The organism is Janthinobacterium sp. GW823-FHT01H08 (genome assembly GCF_058797855.1).
Window position 1 is genome coordinate 1,430,910 of record NZ_CM179504.1, and the last position, 19,522, is coordinate 1,450,431.

At 62.2% G+C, this 19,522-nt stretch carries 14 protein-coding genes; 9 read left to right on the forward strand and 5 right to left on the reverse strand.

Annotation, left to right across the window (positions count from 1 at the left end):
* Nucleotides 1–226: 226 nt before the first annotated feature.
* Nucleotides 227–3,343, forward strand: a complete 3,117-nt coding sequence (locus AC3RCG_RS06450; RefSeq protein WP_492404505.1) for a transglycosylase domain-containing protein — start codon at nucleotides 227–229, stop codon at nucleotides 3,341–3,343.
* A 55-nt stretch (nucleotides 3,344–3,398) separates the two neighbouring features.
* Here AC3RCG_RS06450 and AC3RCG_RS06455 read toward each other — a convergent pair whose 3' ends face one another.
* Nucleotides 3,399–4,004 (reverse strand): glutathione S-transferase family protein, encoded by a 606-nt coding sequence (locus AC3RCG_RS06455; RefSeq protein ID WP_070312779.1) that lies wholly within the window; start codon nucleotides 4,002–4,004, stop codon nucleotides 3,399–3,401.
* A 131-nt stretch (nucleotides 4,005–4,135) separates the two neighbouring features.
* On the opposite strand from AC3RCG_RS06455, the gene AC3RCG_RS06460 reads away from it, so the two are divergent.
* Nucleotides 4,136–5,482 (forward strand): TAXI family TRAP transporter solute-binding subunit, encoded by a 1,347-nt coding sequence (locus AC3RCG_RS06460; protein WP_070291206.1) that lies wholly within the window; start codon nucleotides 4,136–4,138, stop codon nucleotides 5,480–5,482.
* 13 nt (nucleotides 5,483–5,495) lie between these two features.
* On the opposite strand, the gene AC3RCG_RS06465 is transcribed toward AC3RCG_RS06460, so the two are convergent.
* The 3 genes from AC3RCG_RS06465 to AC3RCG_RS06475 form a co-directional block, all read right to left on the reverse strand.
* Nucleotides 5,496–5,780: a helix-turn-helix domain-containing protein gene (locus AC3RCG_RS06465; RefSeq protein WP_070291138.1), complete on the reverse strand. Its 285-nt coding sequence runs from the start codon at nucleotides 5,778–5,780 to the stop codon at nucleotides 5,496–5,498.
* Nucleotides 5,777–6,127, reverse strand: coding sequence for a type II toxin-antitoxin system RelE/ParE family toxin (locus AC3RCG_RS06470; RefSeq protein ID WP_070291139.1), 351 nt, complete (start codon nucleotides 6,125–6,127; stop codon nucleotides 5,777–5,779). The genes AC3RCG_RS06465 and AC3RCG_RS06470 overlap by 4 nt, the downstream gene beginning before the upstream one ends.
* Before the next feature lie 157 nt (nucleotides 6,128–6,284).
* Nucleotides 6,285–6,746: a rhodanese-like domain-containing protein gene (locus AC3RCG_RS06475; RefSeq protein WP_070219342.1), complete on the reverse strand. Its 462-nt coding sequence runs from the start codon at nucleotides 6,744–6,746 to the stop codon at nucleotides 6,285–6,287.
* Nucleotides 6,747–7,131: 385 nt separating this feature from the next.
* Here AC3RCG_RS06475 and glnA point away from each other — a divergent pair, with 385 nt between their 5' ends.
* The 7 genes from glnA to AC3RCG_RS06510 all read left to right on the forward strand — a co-directional run bounded on the left by glnA (nucleotide 7,132) and on the right by AC3RCG_RS06510 (nucleotide 17,565).
* The gene (glnA, locus tag AC3RCG_RS06480) at nucleotides 7,132–8,547 is read left to right on the forward strand and encodes a type I glutamate--ammonia ligase (protein WP_070219258.1); all 1,416 of its coding nucleotides are present in this window, start codon (nucleotides 7,132–7,134) and stop codon (nucleotides 8,545–8,547) included.
* 173 nt (nucleotides 8,548–8,720) lie between these two features.
* Complete coding sequence (locus tag AC3RCG_RS06485; protein ID WP_070219341.1) at nucleotides 8,721–9,203, forward strand: DUF4124 domain-containing protein; 483 nt, start codon at nucleotides 8,721–8,723, stop codon at nucleotides 9,201–9,203.
* Between the two features lie 5 nt (nucleotides 9,204–9,208).
* The gene (gene glnL, locus AC3RCG_RS06490) at nucleotides 9,209–10,297 is read left to right on the forward strand and encodes a nitrogen regulation protein NR(II) (protein ID WP_492404501.1); all 1,089 of its coding nucleotides are present in this window, start codon (nucleotides 9,209–9,211) and stop codon (nucleotides 10,295–10,297) included.
* 48 nt (nucleotides 10,298–10,345) lie between these two features.
* A complete protein-coding gene (ntrC, locus tag AC3RCG_RS06495) occupies nucleotides 10,346–11,836 on the forward strand; it encodes a nitrogen regulation protein NR(I) (protein ID WP_070291141.1) in 1,491 nt (496 codons plus the stop codon).
* A gap of 138 nt (nucleotides 11,837–11,974) precedes the next feature.
* The gene (gene corA, locus AC3RCG_RS06500) at nucleotides 11,975–12,940 is read left to right on the forward strand and encodes a magnesium/cobalt transporter CorA (protein WP_034760218.1); all 966 of its coding nucleotides are present in this window, start codon (nucleotides 11,975–11,977) and stop codon (nucleotides 12,938–12,940) included.
* Nucleotides 12,941–13,074: 134 nt separating this feature from the next.
* Nucleotides 13,075–14,448: an ATP-binding protein gene (locus AC3RCG_RS06505; protein WP_121668575.1), complete on the forward strand. Its 1,374-nt coding sequence runs from the start codon at nucleotides 13,075–13,077 to the stop codon at nucleotides 14,446–14,448.
* Nucleotides 14,449–14,748: 300 nt separating this feature from the next.
* Nucleotides 14,749–17,565: a TonB-dependent receptor plug domain-containing protein gene (locus AC3RCG_RS06510; RefSeq protein WP_230506618.1), complete on the forward strand. Its 2,817-nt coding sequence runs from the start codon at nucleotides 14,749–14,751 to the stop codon at nucleotides 17,563–17,565.
* 88 nt (nucleotides 17,566–17,653) lie between these two features.
* Here the strand turns inward: AC3RCG_RS06510 and AC3RCG_RS06515 are convergent, their stop codons facing one another.
* Nucleotides 17,654–19,285: an NAD(P)/FAD-dependent oxidoreductase gene (locus tag AC3RCG_RS06515; RefSeq protein WP_070219253.1), complete on the reverse strand. Its 1,632-nt coding sequence runs from the start codon at nucleotides 19,283–19,285 to the stop codon at nucleotides 17,654–17,656.
* Between the last annotated feature and the right edge of the window lie 237 nt (nucleotides 19,286–19,522).

Below are 19,522 nucleotides of genomic sequence, written 5' to 3' on the forward strand. Positions count from 1 at the left end.
GTCGTTTTCATGCCGATGTGGTGGAATGGTGAACAGGGGCCTTGCGTGTCGAACGCGCGGTCGCCTGCCTGTGCAGTAGCGTGTTTTTTTGATTCACCGGTATGGACATCATGTTAAGCAAGTTTTGTTGTGACCGGCCCTGGCTGGCCCTCGTCTTATCCTGCGCGGAGCGGCATCGTTGCCGCCTTTTCCGCGCCGTCCAAACCCAACCTTACCCCAGCATCCCATGAAAGACACAGGCGTCAATCTGGCCGCGCAAGAGCGGCCCCCCTCTGATCCAGCTCCCGAGGCGCCGCCGCCGGCGAGCCCGCCGAAGAAGCGCCGTTCGCGCATCTGGCCGATCTTTGCCATCATCGTGCTGGCGCTGATCGCCGGCGTGGCGTGGTTCGTCATGCGCGAAGTGCGCACGTCGGCCCTGCAGGCAGAGTTTTTCACGCGCCTGGACCGCCAGCTGGCGTTCAAGGTCGAGCCCGGCCCTGCACCGGCGGGCGCCATCCGCTATCCGCAGCACGGCCCGTATGACGAGCGGCTCGGCTATGCCAGCTTGCCCGACTTCATCACCAAACTCAATGCGCGCGACTACGCCGTCACGGCGCAGGCGCGCATGTCGCCGAAAATGGTGCAGCTGGTCGACCGTGGCATCTTTGCCACCTATCACGAGAAAAATCGCGCCGGGCTGACCATCCTCGATTGCCGCGCCGCACCGCTGTTCGCGGCCAGCTATCCCGAGCGCATGTTCGACGGCTTTGCCGAAGCGCCGCCGGCGCTCGTGCAAAGCCTGCTGTTCATCGAAAACCGCGAGTTGCTCGACCCGGGCACGCCCGAGCGCAATCCCGCCGTGGAATGGGACCGTCTGAGCAAGGCGATCCTCGATAAGGCGCTGAACCTGTTCGGCGGCCACCGCGGTGGCGGCGGCAGCACGCTGGCCACGCAGATCGAAAAATACCGGCATTCGGAAGACGGGCGCACCAGTTCCATGCAGGACAAGCTGCTGCAGATGATCTCGGCCAGCCTGCGCTCGTACCAGGATGGCGAAAACACCATGGAAGCGCGGCGCAAGATCGTCGTCAATTACCTCAATACCGTGCCGCTGTCGGCAAAGAGCGGCTTTGGCGAAGTCAACGGCATCGGCGACGGCATGTGGGTCTGGTATGGCCGTCCGTTTGCCGAAGTGAAAACCTTGCTTAGTGGAAAAATGGACCAGCCGGGCAGCGCGCTGGCCTACAAGCAGGCGCTGAGCCTGCTGATCGCGCAGCGCCGTCCTTCCCATTATCTGGTGGCCGGCGGCGCCGACCTGGAAGAATTGACCAACAGCCATCTGCGTTTGCTGGCGCAGGCGGGCGTGATTTCGCCGCAGCTGCGCGATGCGGCCATCGCCGAGAAGCTGCGTCCGTCGACGGCGTCCGGCGTGCAATCGGAAGCGTCGACCTCGTTCGTTACGCGCAAGGCTTCGAATGCCGTGCGCAACCACCTGGCCACCATGCTCGGCGATCCGCGCTTGTACAACCTCGACCGCCTTGACCTGAAAGTGGTCAGCACGCTCGACGCGCAGGCGCAAAACGCCGTCACCAAGGTCTTGCGCGAGCTGCGCGACCCGGAAGTGGCGAAAGCGGCGGGCCTGACGGGCAAGGGCATGCTGGGCAATGGCGACCCCGCCAACGTGGTCTACAGTTTTACCTTGCTGCAAAAGGGCGAGCAGGCCAACTTGCTGCGCGTGCAAACGGATAACTTTGACCAGCCGCTCGACATCAACGAAGGCGCCAAGCTGGACCTCGGTTCCACGGCCAAGCTGCGCACCCTGGTCACGTACCTGGACATCATCGACCAGTTGCACCAGCGCTACAGCGGCATGGGCGCGGCCGAACTGGGCAAGATTGCCGTCGATCCCAAGGATATGCTGTCGCAGTGGGCGATTGCCTATCTGAAACCATTGCCGCTCGGCGAAGCGCGCAACCTGCCGGCCATGCTGGCGGCCGCCATGGAACGCAAATATTCGGGCAACCCGGGCGAAGGCTTCTTCACGGGCGGCGGCTTGCACCATTTCGGCAACTTCTCCAAGCTCGACGACAGCCGCATCATGACGGTGCAGCAGGCGCTGCGCCAGTCGACCAACCTGGTGTTCGTGCGCCTGATGCGCGACGTGGCCCGCTATTACATGTTCTCGCGTCCCGATTCTTCGGCCTCGCTGCTGGCGGACGCGGACGATCCGCGCCGCGCGCAGTACCTGAGCCGCTTTGCCGACAAGGAAGGGCGCGAATTCCTGCACCGTTTCTATCAGAAGTACCGCGGCAAGAGCGTTGACGAGCAGGAAAAGATTTTATTGGCCAGCATTCGCCCGACGCCCGTGCGCCTGGCGAATATCTTCCGCACCGTCAATCCGAAGGGCACGGTGGCGGAATTCGGCGATTTCCTCAACGCCAACCTGCCGTCGCAAAACGAAGTGCCGCCCGAGCGCGTCGCCAAGATGTACCAGCAGTACGCGATGGAAAACTGGTCCTTGGCCGACCGCGGTTATCTGGCCAATGTGCATCCGCTGGAACTGTGGATGGTGGCGTATCTACGCCAGCATGAAGGTTCCACCCTGACGCAGATGGTGGCGGCCAGCGAAAAGGAACGCCAGGAAGTCTACAAATGGCTGTTCAACACGCACCGCAAGCATGCGCAGGACCGCCGCATCGCCAACTTGCTGGAAGTGGAAGGCTTCCTGGAAATCCACCGCCAGTGGAAAAAGATGGGCTACCCCTTCGATTCGCTGGTGCCGTCGTATGCGACCACCTTGGGCGCGTCGGCCGACCGTCCCGCCGCGCTGGCCGAGTTGATGGGCATCATCATCAACGATGGCGTGCGCAAGCCGAGCGTGCGCATCGATTCCATGCATTTCGCCGCCAACACGCCGTACGACACCATGGTCAAGCGGGGCAGCAAGGTGGAGGCGGAGCAAGTGCTGTCGCCGGACGTGGCCAAGGCCGTCGCCAAGGCCATCCGCGAAGTCGTGTCGGACGGTACGGCGAAACGGGCGAAGACGGCATTCGTCGGCGCCGACGGCGTGCCGATCCCGATGGGCGGCAAGACGGGCACGGGCGACCAGCGCTTCGACGTGTATGGCGCCGGCGGCCGCCTGATCGAGTCGCGCTATGTGAACCGCTCGGCGACATTTGTGTTCAATATCGGCGAGCGCTTCTACGGCAGCATGACGGCGTATGTGCGCGGACCGGAATCGAAGAACTATGATTTCACCAGCGCCTTGCCCGTGCAACTGCTGGTGTCGCTGGCGCCGAGTTTGATGCCGCTGATCGAGCCGCCTGCGCCGGCCGAGGGTGTGGCCAGGCAGTGCACGAATTAACCGGCAGTATGCGGATTGAGCAAAACGCCAGCTTCCATGCTGGCGTTTTTTCTTGCTAGCCGGCAAACGCGGCCGTTTTATCTTCCAGGCGCGCGTGATAGGCGGCAATGGCCGGATACGCTGGACGTTGCATCGGGGCCATCAGCCAGCGCTTGACGGACAGGCCCAGCACGATATCGGCCAGGGTGAACGCTTCGCCGCAGACGAATGCGCCCGTGCGCTGCAGCTGCTGTTCCAGCACGCCCATCATCTTGTTCCATCCGGCAATACCGGCCGCCAGCTGCGCCGCATCCTGGTGGGCCGGGCTGTGGCGCACCAGCGACATGAAGGCGTAGCGCCAGCTGTTGTTCAAATCGCCCATCTGCCAATCCATCCATTTTTCCACTTCCGCGCGGGCGCGTGGCGTGCTTGGAAGCAAGTCGTCGCGGCCCGCCTGGGCGCACAGGTAGCGGCAGATCGTGTTCGATTCCCACAGCACCAGGTCGCCGTCCACCAGCACGGGCACCATGGCGTTCGGATTCAGGGCCAGGAAGGCCGGGTCGTCGGTACTGCGAAAGCCGCTGCCCCAGTCTTCGCGTTCGTAGGGCAGGTCGAGTTCTTCGCACGTCCACAGGACTTTGCGGACATTGATCGAGGCGGCTTTTCCAAGAATTTTCAGCATGCGGGGCTCCAGAGGGCAGGTGGTCGATCTGCCACTGTAGCGGAAATGGCCACGCCGCGCATGTGAAAGTGCCTTGCATAGTTGGGCTTTTCTTGGCATCGTAGCCACCCATGAAACCTATGCGCCACCACATGTCCAAAATCCTCGCGTTCAGCCGCTTTTCCGTGCGCGATTTCCTCGCCACCGCCGGTCCCACCCTGCTGCTGGTCGGCGCATTCTGTGCGCTTGCCTACTGGCTGGTCGACCCGGCGCCGCCGCGCCAGGTGAGCCTGTCGACGGGGCAGGACAATAGCGCGTATGAAGAGTTCGGCAAGAAATACGCGGCCACCCTGGCCAGGCACGGCATCAAGGTGACCTTGCAGCCATCGCTGGGTTCGCAGGAAAACCTGCAGCGCCTGAACGCGGGCAAGACCGATATCGCCTTCGTGCAAAGCGGCTCGACGGAACACGCTGATGCCGAGCGCCATGGCCTCATCTCCCTGGGCAGCCTGTTTACGGAACCCGTCTGGCTGTTCTTGCGCGAAGACAAGGCGGTGACGGAACTGACGCAATTGAAGGGCATGAAGATCAACCTGGGGCCGGAAGGCACGGGCGTGCCCAGCCTGTTCCGGCAGTTGCTGTCCGTGAATGGCGTGGAAGCGAACGAGCTGACGGTGAGTGCCTTGCAAAACACGCCCGCCACGGTGGAGCTGCTGGAAGGACGCATCGACGGTCTGGTGTTCAGTTCGGCGCCGGAAGCGCCGCTGATCCAGATGCTGCTGCAGACGCCGGGCATCAAGTTGTTTGATTTTTCGCAAGCGGAGGCGTACACGCGGCGCCTGCCTTTCCTCACGCATGTGGTCTTGCCGCGCGGCATAGTCGACCTGGGAAAAAATATCCCGGCGCAGGATTATCATCTGATCGCGCCGACCGCCACCCTGGTTGCGCGCGAAGACTTGCATCCGGCCCTCGTCGACCTGTTCGTGCAGGCGGCGGCCGGCATCCATGGCGGCACGGGCTGGTTCCAGCAGCAGGGGCAGTTCCCGTCCGCGCGCTACACGGAAATTCCTGTCGCGCCCGAAGCGCTGAAATTCTACAAGGATGGCGCGCCCGTGCTGCAGCGCTATATGAGTTTCTGGCTGGCTAATTTCTTCGACCGCATGTGGGTGCTGGTGGTGGCGCTCGGTGCCTTGATATTGCCCTTGTCGCGCGTGGTGCCGCCCCTGTACGTGTGGCGCATCCGCTCGCGCGTGTACCGCTGGTACGGCCAGTTGCGCACGGTGGAGCAGGCGCTGGAAGACGTGCCGCCAGCGCAGCGCGCGCAAGTGTATGCGGAGCAATTGAAGCGGCTGGACCAGATCGAGGACATGGTCAACCAGATCTCGATTCCCCTGTCGTTTGCCGATGGCCTGTATGGCTTGCGCAGCCATATCAATTTCGTGCGCAAGCGCATATTGACCTTGATGGGCGAGCATCCCGAGGCAGGCGAGGCGGCCTGAGCGCTTAAGTCGCTTAAACGAGGGTGACCGACAGCTTGCGTCCAAGCAGCGCGGCGGCCCGCTCCAGCGTGGAGAGCGTCACGTCGCTGCCGGGGTCGAGCAGGCGGTCGAGCTGCGAGCGGCTCGTCTGCAACAGGTCCGCCATGCGCGTCTTCGACAGCGATTGCTCCTGCATCGCCTGCGTCAGTTGCCAGGCGATCACTTCCTTGATGGCGCGGGTTTGCGTTTGCTCAAAGATGCCTTCTTCCTTGAGGAAGTCGTCGAGGCTGCTGCCGAGATGGGGGGCGGTGGCGTTCATGTCAGTTCCTTGTAGCGTTTGCGGGCCAGCGCCAGGTCGTCTTCCGGCGTCGTCCGGGTTTTCTTGATAAAGCCGTGCAGCGCCACCAGGCAATCGCCGTGATGGCAGATCAGCACGCGCGCGATGCGGTTGCCGGGCAAGCTGCTGCGCACCTCCGACAAGCCGTGCCCGAGATGCCGGCACAGGGGCATGCCCACGGGCCAGCGCCATTGCGCATGCATCAAGTCTTGTCCGATCACATGGCGTTCCTCGATGGGGAGCGACTTGAGCCAGTCGCGCACGGGTTCGCCGCCATTGCCATTCGCGTAGAACAGCAGGGTAATCTGCCGCAAGCCGGAAGCATCCATGACGCACCTCTACGTTGTACTATATAAGGTACATTTCTTCAAGGAGAATTTGCGCCGCAGTTGAAAAAATCGGGCGCGCATGGATGGTTGTAGTCGATGACGGGCCATCGCGTGGCCCGCCAGATCAAACACTGTTCAGATAGTCAGGCGGCCAGCGTCAGGCGCCCAGCCACGGCAGCCCGGCCTTGCACCAGCCGCCGATCTGCTTGCGGTGGCCGTCCGCATCCTTGTCGCCTTCAAACCCTTCAAGGATGTCGAAGCAGTTGATATAGCCGTGCTCGGTGGCCAGCTTGGCGGCATGGCGCGAACGCACGCCCGAGCGGCACAGGAACAGCAGCACCTCGTCTTTGCCGGCCTGGGCCGCCAGCTGCGCGAGGAAATCGGGATTCGGCACGCCGCCCGGGTAGGTGGCCCACTGCACCGCACCATGCTGGGTATCGGCGATGTCGACCCGGCCTACCCAGTCGCGCTCGGCGTTCGTGCGCACGTCGATGAGCTTGGCGGCTGCGTCCAGTTGCAGCAGCGCGTACGCTTCCTGCGGCGTCACGGCGCCGGCATACGGCGTACCTTCATTGGCCCGGCTGCGGGCGGTGGTCAGGATGTCGGCGGCGGTAGTCATGGCGTCCTCGATGAAAGTGGGCAGGTATGGTCGATTATAGTGCGCCATCCGCGCCCCGCAAACGGGAAACCACGGCGCCCGGCGCATGCACCACAACGAGGCATTTTTCAAGAATGCGCACAAAATGCACGATAATGGTGCGTTATTCGTTTTTTGCACTTGCATAGTGCATTCTTGATTTGATGCAAACTCAGCAGGAAAATCGCGGGCGGGAAAACTTTCATTGGGATAGCCGGTTTTTGCCTCTGGCGGCCAGGTCTCTTCTGGAGCTGGCATGGAATCTGCTATGATCCTTATGAGTTTTGGTGGCACGCAATGTTTGCTTCGCTTCATCAGCCCAGACGCACTAAGGTCGGCTCACCCCACATTCATTTAGGAGATACGCATGGCAATGACAGCCGCAGAAGTCTTGAAGATGGTAGAAGAAAACGAAGTCAAATTCGTTGATTTCCGCTTTGCTGATACCCGTGGTAAAGAGCAGCACGTGACGGTTCCCGTGTCGCACTTCGACATGGACAAATTCGAGTCGGGCCACGCCTTTGACGGTTCTTCGATCGCTGGCTGGAAAGGTATCGAAGCGTCCGACATGATCTTGCTGCCGGATCCAAACACGGCCAATATCGACCCGTTCATGGAAGAAACGACCCTGTTCATGCAGTGCGACGTGATCGAACCGTCGGACGGCAAGGGCTACGACCGCGACCCGCGCTCGATCGCGAAACGCGCCGAAGCCTACCTGAAATCGTCGGGCATGGGCGACACCGCCTACTTCGGCCCTGAGCCGGAATTCTTCATCTTCGACAGCGTGCGCTGGAAGATCGACATGTCGGGCTGCTTCGTCAAGATCGGTTCGGACGAAGGTTCCTGGTCGACCGGCAAGGATATCGAAGGCGGCAACAGCGGCCACCGTCCTACCGTCAAGGGCGGCTACTTCCCCGTGCCGCCAGTGGACAGCTTCCAGGACATGCGTTCGGAAATGTGCCTGATCCTGGAATCGCTGGGCATCCCGGTTGAGGTACATCATCACGAAGTGGCCGGCGCCGGTCAGAATGAAATCGGCACCAAGTTCTCGACCCTGGTCGAGCGCGCCGACTGGACGCAAAACCTGAAATACGTGGTGTGGAACGTGGCGCACAGCTATGGCAAGACCGCCACCTTCATGCCGAAACCTATCGTTGGCGACAACGGTTCGGGCATGCACGTGCATCAATCCGTATGGAAAGATGGCAAAAACCTGTTCGCTGGCGATGGCTATGCCGGCCTGTCCGATTTCGCCCTGTACTACATCGGCGGCATCATCAAGCACGCCAAGGCACTGAACGCGATCACCAATCCGGGCACCAACTCGTACAAGCGTCTGGTACCAGGCTACGAAGCGCCGGTGAAACTGGCGTACTCGGCGAAAAACCGTTCCGCCTCGATCCGTATCCCGCACGTGGCCAATCCAAAAGGCCGCCGCGTCGAAGCGCGCTTCCCGGATCCACTGGCGAACCCGTACCTGTGCTTCGCCGCACTGCTGATGGCCGGCCTGGACGGCGTTGCCAACAAGATCCATCCGGGCGAAGCCGCCTCGAAAGATCTGTACCATCTGCCGCCGGAAGAAGACGCACTGATCCCTACCGTGTGCGCTTCGCTGGAAGAAGCACTGGAAGCCCTGGACAAGGACCGCGAGTTCCTGACCCGCGGCGGTGTGTTCAGCGATTCGATGATCGACGCTTACCTGGAACTGAAAATGCAGGACGTGCAGCGCATGCGCATGACCACGCATCCTGCCGAGTTCGACATGTACTACTCGCTGTAATGGCGCCACGCCGGCAACGTGCCGGTAGTGAATAAAAAAACGCGGGTGAGGCGATGGTCTTGCCCGCGTTTTTTGTTATGGCGCCACAGTGCGTTGTTGTATAGTCGGCCCAGGAACGATGCGGCATGTGCCGACAGGAGTAGAGATTGACCAAGCATTACAGAATGGCGCTGATGGCAGGATTGCTGGGCGCGGCGGCACAGGCGCACGGGCAGTTGTATGTGTGCGCCGATGCGCAGGGACACAAGACGTACACGGACAGGCGGGCCGGCGCGCATTGCCAGCTGCTCGATTTGCCGGGCGCCCTGACGGAGCCGCCACGCAAGACGGCGCCGCTGGCCGGCGCGCCTGCCCGGTCCGCCACGCAGGCGGTGGCCACGGCGGCGCCTGCCGCCGGCGCGTTTCCCAAGGTCGATGGTGCGGAGCAGCGCGCGCGCGACCTGGACCGGCGCCAGATCCTGCAGGACGAATTGCGCAGCGAAGAGCAGAAACTGGCGGCGCAGCGCCTGGAATTTAACGGCGGGCAGCCCGAGCGCCAGGGCAACGAGCGTAACTATGCGAAATATCAGGAACGGGTGGCGCAACTGAAGGACAACATCAGCCGGACGCAGCAGAACGTCGAGGCCCTGAAACGCGAGATCGCGAATATTCGGTAAAGCACATGACACTAGACAACCATTCCAGCCGCCCGGCCCACCTGGCAGGCCTTGATCTGCTCGCTTCGGCCGTGATCCTGCTCGACGGCGACGGCCGCATCAGCTATGCCAACGCGGCGGCGGAAAACCTGCTGGAAAGCTCATTAAAGGCGCTGTCGCGGCAAAAACTGATGGCGCTGTTCCTCAATCCCGAGGAGCTGGCCGGCATCTGCGCGCAGGCGCTCGAACATAAATTTTCCGATTTGCGCCAGGACCTGAGCCTGGAACGCCTGGGGCGCGAGCCGCTGGGCGTGCACAGCATCGTCAGCGCCCTCGACGCACCGCGCGACGGCGTGCTGATCGAACTGCGCGAAAATGTGCAGCAATTAAAACTCGACCGCGAGGAGCGCATCCTCGACCAGAGCCAGGTCAACAAGGAGCTGATCCGCAACCTGGCGCATGAAATCAAGAACCCGCTGGGCGGCATCCGCGGCGCGGCCCAGCTGCTGGAGCTGGAATTGCCGGCCCTGCACCTGAGCGAATTGCGCGAATACACGCAAGTCATCATCAAGGAAGCGGACCGCCTGCAGACGCTGGTCGACCGCCTGCTGGCGCCGCACCGCCGCCCGCACATCGTGGGCGACGTGAATATCCATGAAGTGTGCGAACGGGTGCGCAGCCTGATCCTGGCCGAGTTTCCCAGCGGACTGACCATTTCGCGCGATTACGACGCCTCGATCCCCGAGTTTCGCGGCGACAAGGAGCAACTGATACAGACCGTGCTCAACATTGCGCATAACGCGGCGCAGGCGCTGGCCGAGCGCATCGAAGCGGGCGATGCGGAGCTGATTTTCAAGACGCGCGTGGCGCGCCAGGTGACCCTGGCCAAGGTCCGCTACAACCTGGCATTAGACTTGCATATCATTGACAATGGACCGGGCATCGCACCCCAGATCCGCGACCGGATTTTCTACCCGCTGGTGTCGGGCAGGGAAGGCGGCAGCGGACTGGGACTGACCTTGGCGCAAACCTTCGTGCAACAGCACCTGGGCGTGATCGAGTGCGAAAGCCGGCCTGGATACACCGATTTCAGGATCGTTCTCCCCTTGCCATAAGCGAGGCAGTATCCCACCCATGAAATCCATTGCGGGACGCACACACTAATGAAGCCAATCTGGATAGTTGACGACGACGAATCAATCCGCTGGGTGCTGGAAAAAGCCCTGGCGCGGGAAAATCTCGCCACCAAGAGTTTTGCCAATGCGCGCGACGCCATCGCCGCGCTGGAATTTGACACGCCGCAAGTGCTCGTGTCGGACATCCGCATGCCGGGCGCGTCCGGCCTGGAGTTGCTGCAAACGGTCAAGTCGCGCTTTCCCGGCTTGCCGGTCATCATTATTACCGCCTTTTCCGACCTCGATTCGGCCGTCGCGGCCTTCCAGGGCGGCGCCTTCGAATACCTGGCCAAGCCGTTTGACATCGACAAGGCTGTCGAGCTGATCCGCCGCGCGCTGGAAGAAAGCCTGCGCGAGACCAGCGTCGAATCGGGCCCGTCGGAAACGCCGGAAATCCTCGGTCAGGCGCCGGCCATGCAGGAAGTCTTCCGCGCCATCGGCCGTTTGTCGCAATCGAATGTGACGGTGCTCATCACGGGCGAATCCGGTTCCGGCAAGGAACTCGTGGCGCGCGCGCTGCACAAGCACAGCCCGCGCGCGGCGCAGCCCTTCATCGCCCTGAACACGGCGGCGATCCCGAAGGATTTGCTCGAGTCCGAACTGTTCGGCCATGAACGCGGCGCGTTTACGGGCGCGCAGACGACCCGCCGGGGCCGCTTCGAGCAGGCCGAGAACGGCACCCTGTTCCTCGATGAAATCGGCGACATGCCGTTCGACCTGCAGACGCGTTTGCTGCGCGTGCTGTCCGACGGCCATTTCTACCGCGTCGGCGGCCATCAGCCCATGAAGGCGAACGTGCGCGTCATTACCGCCACGCACCAGAACCTCGAGCAGCGCGTGCGCGACGGCCTGTTCCGTGAAGACTTGTATCACCGGCTGAACGTGATCCGCCTGCGCCTGCCCAGTTTGCGGGAGCGGCGCGAGGATATCCCCATTCTGGTGCGCCACTTCCTGGTGCAAAGCGCGCGCCAGCTGGGCGTGGAAGCCAAACGCATGAGCGAACCGACGATGCAGTTCCTCAGCAGCCTCGACTTGCCGGGCAATGTGCGCCAGCTGGAAAACCTGTGCAACTGGATCACCGTCATGGCGCCGGGCCAGACGGTGGAAATCAAGGACTTGCCGCTGGAATTGACGCAGGGGCAGGGCGATGGCGCCGCCACCGCCGCGGCGGGCGAGGCCGCGTCGCCAGCTGTTGCTCACCAGCAGGGCGGTCAGGTCTTCGAAGCGGCCGCGCCCGCCAACGGCGCGCCGCCGGGCTGGATCGGCTTGCTGGAATTGCAGGCGGCCGGCATGCTGGGCGCGGGACAGCAGGAAGTCATGGCCGTGCTGGGGCGGCAATTCGAATCGGCCCTGATCAAGACGGCGCTCAAGCATACGCACGGGCGCAAGAACGACGCCGCCGTGCGCCTGGGCATCGGCCGCAACACCATCACCCGCAAGATATCCGAACTGGGCATCGACGGCGCCAAGGACGATTGACGCCTTGCCGGACGGGGACTCTCCCGTCCGCTTTTTCTTGCGGTGTTCCTTGCACGCCACAACACCCACAGCAGGCGATAAGGTAAGCTGACGCCTGCCGGACTGTTTCGTCCGGTCTTCATTTGATTGTGGAACTGTATGCTTATAAACTGCGTGGCCTACCAGGATGGCAAAAAACTGGCCGACTTGCCGATCGACGATATCAGCGATTACGTCGAGCGCCCCGATTGCTTCGTCTGGGTGGCCCTGCTCGACGCCACGCCGGACGAGCTGAAACAGATGCAGCACGAGTTTTGCCTGCACGAACTGGCGGTGGAAGACGCGCAGCGGGGCCACCAGCGTCCGAAGATCGAGGAATATGGCGATTCCCTGTTTGCCGTGGTGAAAACCGTGGAAATGGTCGAGAATGAACTGGTGCTGGGCGAAGTCGATATCTTTGTCGGTGCCAATTACGTGCTTTCGTCGCGCAGCAACAGCTCGCAAGGTTTCCTCGGTGTCCGCGCGCGTGCCGAGCGCGAACCGCATCTGCTGCGCCAGGGCTCGGCCTTCGTGCTGTACGCGCTGATGGACGCGGTCGTCGACCGTTACTTTCCCGTGCTCGACGCGCTCGAATCGGAGCTGGAGCTGATCGAGGACCGTATCTTCGACCGTGGCACCGAGCGCGACAATATCGAACGGCTGTATCAATTGAAACGCAAGGTCATGGTCTTGCGCCACGTGGTGGCGCCCCTGATGGAAGCGGTGGGCAAGCTGCACGGCGGGCGCGTGCCGCCGCTGTGCCACGATACCCAGGAGTATTTCCGCGACGTGCACGACCATTTGGCGCGCATCAACGGCACGCTCGACACCATCCGCGATACGATCAGCACGGCCATCCAGGTGAATCTGTCGATGGTGGCCATCGACGAGAGCGAAGTGAACAAGCAGTTGGCGGCCTGGGCGGCTATCTTTGCCGTGTTTACCGCATTTGCCGGCATCTGGGGCATGAACTTCAAGTTCATGCCGGAACTGGACTGGCATTATGGCTATCCGGCCGCCGTGGCAGTGATGAGCTGTGTCTGCGGTTATATGTATTACTTGTTCAAGCGTTCCGGCTGGCTATAAAAATTTCCTGCGTATCTGTATTATTAAACAATAGCCAGGGGTACAATCGCGGCAAGTCCCCTGACCAGGGCCTTTGCTGAGGATCGCCGCGCCGGCAGCTTTGCCTGCGCTTCCCGTGCTGCGCAGGAGCATTCATGAGTATTCCGTTGTTCGATGTGAATTCGCAAGAACCCCTGTTCGATCCCGAGCAGCGGCGCACCCTGGCGGAAGCGGCCCTGCGCTCGATCACCGCCTCGACGGCGCACGCCCGTGGCGACGACTTCCTGCGCATCCTCGTCAAGGACCTGGCCGAAGCGCTCGACGTGCACTATGTGATCGCCGGGCGGCTGGTGCGCATGGACGATGGCAGCGAAGGCATCCGCACCCTGGCCCTGTGGGGCGGCGATGACTACCAGCCGAATATCGAATACAGCCTGCAGCACACGCCTTGTCAGGACGTGACTTGCCAGAGCATGTGTTTTCACGGCAGCGATATCCAGCGTCGCTTTCCACTCGATACCCTCCTGGTCGACATGCATGCGGAAAGCTATGTCGGCATGCCGCTGATCGATACCGATGGCAAGACCCTGGGCATCCTGTCGGCCATCGACACGCGTCCCATCGATGAAAACAAGCGCTTGCTGGCGCTGTTGCTGTTGTCGATCTTCTCGGCGCGCGGCGCGGCCGAGCTGCAGCACCAGGAGCGCACCCAGCAGCTGGAAGAAATCGTGCGCGTGCGCACCGAGTCGCTGCTGGCGGCGCAGGCCAACCTGATCGAGCAGGAACAGATGGCGGCCCTCGGTTCGCTGGTGGCGGGCGTGTCGCATGAAGTCAACACGCCCATCGGCGTGGCGCTGACAGCCGCGTCGAGCATGGGCAGCTATGCCGACCAGCTGGTGCAGCTGCTGGGCGGCGCCAAGGTCAGCCGCACCGAACTGATCGACATTGCCGAATCCCTGAAAGGCGCGGCGGCCTTGATCGAGCGCAACCTGGCGCGTGCCGCCGACCTGATCGGCAATTTCAAGCAGCTGGCCGTGGACCAGGTCAGCGAATACGTGGCGGACCTGGCGCTGCACGATTATGTGCACGGCCTGGTGTCGGCGCACAGCCCGGAACTGCGCAAGGCGGCGCTGGGTGTGGAACTCGATATCGCGCCCGATTGCCAGGTACGCCTGGCGGCCGGCAAGCTGTCGCAAATCCTCTCGAACCTGCTGATGAACAGCGCCCGCCATGGCTATCCGCAAGGCGGCCCGGGGCGCATCACGATCCGCGCGCGCATCGAGGAGGAGGGGGAAGACGCCGCCGGGCGCTGGCTGCTGCTGGACTTCTCCGATGACGGTATCGGCCTGGCGCCGGCCGTGCGCGAACACATGTTTGAACCGTTCTTCACCACCAAGCGGGGCCAGGGCGGCTCCGGCCTGGGCATGCACATCGTCTACACCATCGTGCAGCAACTGGGCGGCCAGGTGTGCGCGATCGACTGCACTCCCGGCTGTCATATACAAATCAGGCTGCCGCTGGCCAGCTGATGCCGCATGGCCTCGCGGCTAGCCGCGAGCGCGCCTTATCCCTTGTCGCCCCTGCTTTTCATATGTTGTATGTACGCCATACGCATGTTGAGTTCTGTTGACACTCATATTCTTGCCGTGATTCTATGTAGTTGTCTAGTTGACTTTTAGTTGCCTAGTTCCATTTCTGTACACGTGTCCCAGCGAACTTCACGGCGCCTGATCCGGTGCCGTGCGAGGCGTTTCCTTTAGATGAACGAGTGTAATCCGGGTAACAAATCCGGAGTCATATATAACCGTACAAATGAAAAAGGGTTCACCATGCTTAAAGAAACCGTCATCTCTCGTGCAGTTCGCATCGTCTGCGCCGGTGGTATGGCAGCGGCCTTGTCCGTTGCCTCGCAGTCTGCGGTAGCACAAGATGCGCAGGGCGCCGATGCGCAAATCCAGCGCGTTGAAGTCACCGGTTCGTCGATCAAGCGTATCGCTGCCGAAGGCGCCTTGCCGGTCACCGTGCTGACCGCCGAAGCCATCCGCACATCGGGCGCCACTTCGGTCACCGATCTGGTCAAGAAGCTCTCTTCCGCCCAGGGTGCCACGAGCGAAAGTTCCTCGGTTGGGGGAAGCACCTTCGGTTTCTCCGGTATTTCCGTGCATAACGTGGGGGAGACGCGTACGCTCGTCTTGCTGAACGGCAAGCGCCTGGCCCAGTTCGGCGGCCAGACGCTGACGGGTTTCGCCGCTGGCTTCGACTTGAATTCGATCCCTATCTCGGCCATCGAGCGTGTGGAACTGCTGACCGATGGCGCCTCCGCCCTGTACGGTGCCGATGCGATCGCCGGCGTGGTCAACTTCATTACCAAGCACGATACGACGATCGGTGATGTGTCCATCGGCTACTCCGCACCAAAAAACGGTGCGCGTGAGAAACGCCTCAGCGCCACCAAGGGTTTTGGCAACCTGGACGAAGATGGCTACAACGTGGTGCTGACCTTTGGCCACGACGAGCGCGACAAGCTCGCTTCCGTCGACCGCAAGTTCGCCAGCACGGGCAAGGTGCAATTCTCGGCCAATGGCAAGCGCTATCAGAAGCAACAGTTTTCGGCCAGCCCGATTCCGGCCAATGCCACCGATGACAATGGCCAGCTGATCAGCCCTTACCAGAAGGCCAACGGCTCCTGCCCGGACAAGACGTTCCGCGTGATCGAACCGTATAACGACGGCAGCGGCCTGGTCGATGACTACTGCGGCTACGACTTCACCAAGGACCTGGAAATCTATCCGGAGCGCAAGCGTGACAACTTCATGGCATCGGGCACCTTCAAGATCGCCGGCCAGGAAGTGTATGCGGACGTATTGCTGTCACGCACGAAACAAACTTCGCGTATCGCCCCCGTGCCTGGGGCGATCGCTGTCGATGCAGGCACGCCGCTGCATGACAAGTATTTAGTGCCAGCTGGTATTACCGGCGACAGCACGGCTTTTTACCGGCTGTTCGACATGGGCCAGCGTACCTCGAAAGATACGGCCGATTTTGCCAGTGTGGTGGTCGGCACGCGCGGCATTCTGGCCGGTTGGGACTATAACGCTGCTTATAACTTTTCCGAAAGCCGCGTAAAAGGCAGTATTTCCGGCTATCCTGGTGCCATTGCTGTCAATAATCTCACATCGAGCGGCCTGCTCGATCCCTTCGTCGGCCCGGGCAAGCAGTCCACCGCGGCACAGGAAGCCATCAAGGCTGCCGCGTACACCGGTTACTGGGATGGCGGCACTTCGCGCCTGCAAACGATTAACCTGAATGGCTCGACGGAACTGCGCCGACTGCCTGGCGGCGCGATGATGCTGGGCATGGGAGTCAACATCAATCGCGAAGAATTCTCCGCGAAGCCAAGTCCGTTTGCGCAAGGCATCCTGGCCGACCCCGTGAAGGGCACCTTGTGCGGCGGCACGACAGGACTGGAGTGCGACCAGCGTTTCGGCGATGCGGCCAGCAGCCAGCCGTACAGCGCCAGCCGTACGTCGAAGGGCATTTTTGGCGAAGTCATCGCGCCTGTGCTGAAAGAGCTGGAATTGGGCGCGGCCTTGCGTTTCGATGAATTCTCGGACTTCGGTGGCGCCACCACGGCCAAGGCCAGTTTTAAATGGACGCCGGCACCCACCTTGCTGATCCGCGGCTCTGTCGGCAACGGTTTCCACGCACCGACAGTGCCGCAAGTCAACGCCCTGCAGCGCGGCTATGGTGTCACCAGCGAGAAGTACACGTGCACGCCGGCACTGCAGGCGATCGCCACGCGTCTGAACGCACAATGCCAGCCAGGCAATCGCCAGTACGACCAGCTGGCCGGCGGCAACCGCGAGTTGCAGCCTGAGAAATCGAAACAGGCGACCATCGGCTTCCGTTACGAGCCGATCAGCGCCATTACCCTGGGCGCCGACCTGTGGCATGTGCAGATCCGCGATTCCTTCGGTCAGTTGACCGAACAGCTGGTATTCGGCAATCCGTCCAACTTCCCGAAATCCTGGGGCGTCAACAAGGACGTGGGCACGGGTACCACCTACCTGGCCTTCCTGGCGGACAACCAGAATCTGGGCAAGTCGTTTGCCACCGGTGTCGATATCGATATCAGCGCCCGTTACCGTTCCGGCATTGGCCTGTTCACGTCGCAGCTGAACGCGACGCAAATGCTGCGCGAGGATGTGCAGCTGGAACGCGGCGGCAAGTATTATTCGGCGCTGGGCAACTTCGCCGATCTGGGGACGGTGACTTTCCGCACGCGCGGCCAGTGGACGAATACCCTGAAAACGGGCAACTGGGCCAACTCGCTGACGGTCAACTTCCTGTCCGGCTACAAGGACCAGGAAACGTCGGTCGATGTACTTGACGCTTCGGGCGCCGTGACGGGCCAGGAAAAGATCCGCATGCAGGTCGGTTTCTATTCGACGCTCGACTGGCAAACGGTGTGGACGCCAAGCAAGAGCTGGGTCCTCACCGCCGGCGTGCTGAACTTGACCGACAAGAGTCCGCCATTCGTGCCATCGACGTCCGGCGCGAACCGCGGCCAGCAATTCGGCTATGACGACCGCTATTACGATCCGCGCGGCCGTACCGGCTACCTGAATGCCTCGTACAAGTTTTAAAGAGCGGGAGCAGGCATAAAAAAAACCGGCACTGTGAACTCAGTGCCGGTTTTTTTTCGTCCCGCCTGCAGGCAGAGGCTGGCGTAGCTTAGCCGCGCGCCGCCATCGACAGCGCCACCGCCTCGGCCACCTTGATGCCATCGACGGCCGCCGACAGGATGCCGCCCGCATAGCCGGCGCCTTCGCCTGCGGGAAAGAGGCCCCGTGTATTCAGGCTTTGCAAGTCGTCGTCGCGGCGCTTGATGCGGATCGGCGACGAGGTGCGCGTTTCCACGCCCGTCAGCACGGCGTCGGCCTTGTAGTAACCCTTGATCTGCTTGTTGAACGCCGGAAACGCTTCGCGCAGCGCCGTGATCGCGTACTCGGGCAAGGAGGGCGCCAGGTCCGTCAGATGCACGGCCGGCTTGTACGACGGTACCACGCTGCCGAATTCCGTCGAGGCGCGGCCAGCCACGAAGTCGCCGACCAATTGTCCTGGAGCATCGTAGTTGCCGCCGCCCAAGGCAAATGCGCGCTCCTCCAGCTCGCGCTGCAGGGCGATGCCGGCCAGCGGGTCGCCCGGGTAATCGGCCGGCGTGATGCCGACGACGATGGCGCTGTTGGCGTTGCGCTCGTTGCGCGAGTACTGGCTCATGCCGTTCGTCACCAGGCGGCCCGGTTCCGAGGCGGCGGCCACCACCGTGCCGCCCGGGCACATGCAAAAGCTGTAGACGGAGCGGCCGTTGCTGGCGTGATGCACGAGCTTGTAGTCGGCCGCGCCCAGGATAGGGTGGCCGGCGCTGGGGCCGAAGCGGCAGCTGTCGATCAACGATTGCGGGTGTTCCACGCGGAAGCCGATCGAGAACGGTTTCGCTTCGATGTACACGCCGCGGCGGTGCAGCATCTCGAAGGTGTCGCGCGCGCTGTGGCCGATGGCCAGCACGACGTGGTTGCTGGCGATGGTTTCGCCATTGTCCAGCACCACGCCGCGCACCTGGCCGCCATCGCTGCCCGGCTCGATGTCGAGATCGACCACTTTGCTGCTGAAACGGTATTCGCCGCCCAGCCGTTCGATATTCGCGCGCATTTCTTCCACCATCTTGACCAGGCGGAAGGTGCCGATGTGCGGCTTGCTCACGTACATGATTTCTTCGGGCGCGCCGGCCTTGACGAATTCCGTCAGCACCTTGCGGCCGTAGTGCTTGGGATCCTTGATCTGGCTGTACAGTTTGCCGTCCGAGAAGGTGCCGGCGCCGCCTTCGCCGAACTGCACGTTCGATTCCGGGTTCAGTTCGCGCTTGCGCCAGAAACCGAAGGTGTCGACCGTGCGCTCGCGCACCTGCTTGCCCCGTTCCAGGATGAGGGGGCGCAAGCCCATCTGTGCCAGGATCAGCGCCACGAACAGGCCGCAGGGGCCCGTGCCGATGACGATGGGGCGCGGTTCATTGGTATGGCCGGCCAGCTGTTCGCCGCCGGCGACGAATTTATAGTCGGTATCGGGCGCGGGCATCAGGTGGATATCGTGGCCCAGGCGCGCCAGCACGGCCGCTTCATTCTTGACGTCCACGTGCAGCGAGTAAATCAACACCACGGCGCTGCGCTTGCGCGCGTCATAGCTGCGCTTGAAGACGGTAAAGCCGAGCAGCTCATCCGCGGCAATGCCGAGGCGCGCCAGAATGGCGGCGGGCAGGGCCGCTTCGTCGTGTTCGAGGGGGAGTTTTACTTCGTTGAGTCGCAACATGGTGTGTATTTTTAAAAATTGCCGGGCTCCGTATCTAGCGGAGAGTGTGCGGTGCCGCGTGACGGCATCCGAGCGCTATTTTACCTCCACATCGTTCACTGCTTCGTTTACCCGGACTTTTTTCGGGGGGAAACAGGCGGCAGTGCCGTCTGTTCGCATGGTCGCCACCGTGCCGTGGCGCGATATGGCGGCGTTTCCTGGCTGCTACAAACTGGTGCAAAATCGGCGCGTTGCTGG

Bases quoted from the DNA above. Each gene is read 5' to 3' on its own strand.
- AC3RCG_RS06450 (WP_492404505.1), top strand. From the start codon at position 227: ATGAAAGACACAGGCGTCAATCTGGCCGCGCAAGAGCGGCCCCCCTCT.
- AC3RCG_RS06455 (WP_070312779.1), bottom strand. From the start codon at position 4,004: ATGCTGAAAATTCTTGGAAAAGCCGCCTCGATCAATGTCCGCAAAGTC.
- AC3RCG_RS06460 (WP_070291206.1), top strand. From the start codon at position 4,136: ATGTCCAAAATCCTCGCGTTCAGCCGCTTTTCCGTGCGCGATTTCCTC.
- AC3RCG_RS06465 (WP_070291138.1), bottom strand. From the start codon at position 5,780: ATGAACGCCACCGCCCCCCATCTCGGCAGCAGCCTCGACGACTTCCTC.
- AC3RCG_RS06470 (WP_070291139.1), bottom strand. From the start codon at position 6,127: ATGGATGCTTCCGGCTTGCGGCAGATTACCCTGCTGTTCTACGCGAAT.
- AC3RCG_RS06475 (WP_070219342.1), bottom strand. From the start codon at position 6,746: ATGACTACCGCCGCCGACATCCTGACCACCGCCCGCAGCCGGGCCAAT.
- glnA (WP_070219258.1), top strand. From the start codon at position 7,132: ATGGCAATGACAGCCGCAGAAGTCTTGAAGATGGTAGAAGAAAACGAA.
- AC3RCG_RS06485 (WP_070219341.1), top strand. From the start codon at position 8,721: ATGGCAGGATTGCTGGGCGCGGCGGCACAGGCGCACGGGCAGTTGTAT.
- glnL (WP_492404501.1), top strand. From the start codon at position 9,209: ATGACACTAGACAACCATTCCAGCCGCCCGGCCCACCTGGCAGGCCTT.
- ntrC (WP_070291141.1), top strand. From the start codon at position 10,346: ATGAAGCCAATCTGGATAGTTGACGACGACGAATCAATCCGCTGGGTG.
- corA (WP_034760218.1), top strand. From the start codon at position 11,975: ATGCTTATAAACTGCGTGGCCTACCAGGATGGCAAAAAACTGGCCGAC.
- AC3RCG_RS06505 (WP_121668575.1), top strand. From the start codon at position 13,075: ATGAGTATTCCGTTGTTCGATGTGAATTCGCAAGAACCCCTGTTCGAT.
- AC3RCG_RS06510 (WP_230506618.1), top strand. From the start codon at position 14,749: ATGCTTAAAGAAACCGTCATCTCTCGTGCAGTTCGCATCGTCTGCGCC.
- AC3RCG_RS06515 (WP_070219253.1), bottom strand. From the start codon at position 19,285: ATGTTGCGACTCAACGAAGTAAAACTCCCCCTCGAACACGACGAAGCG.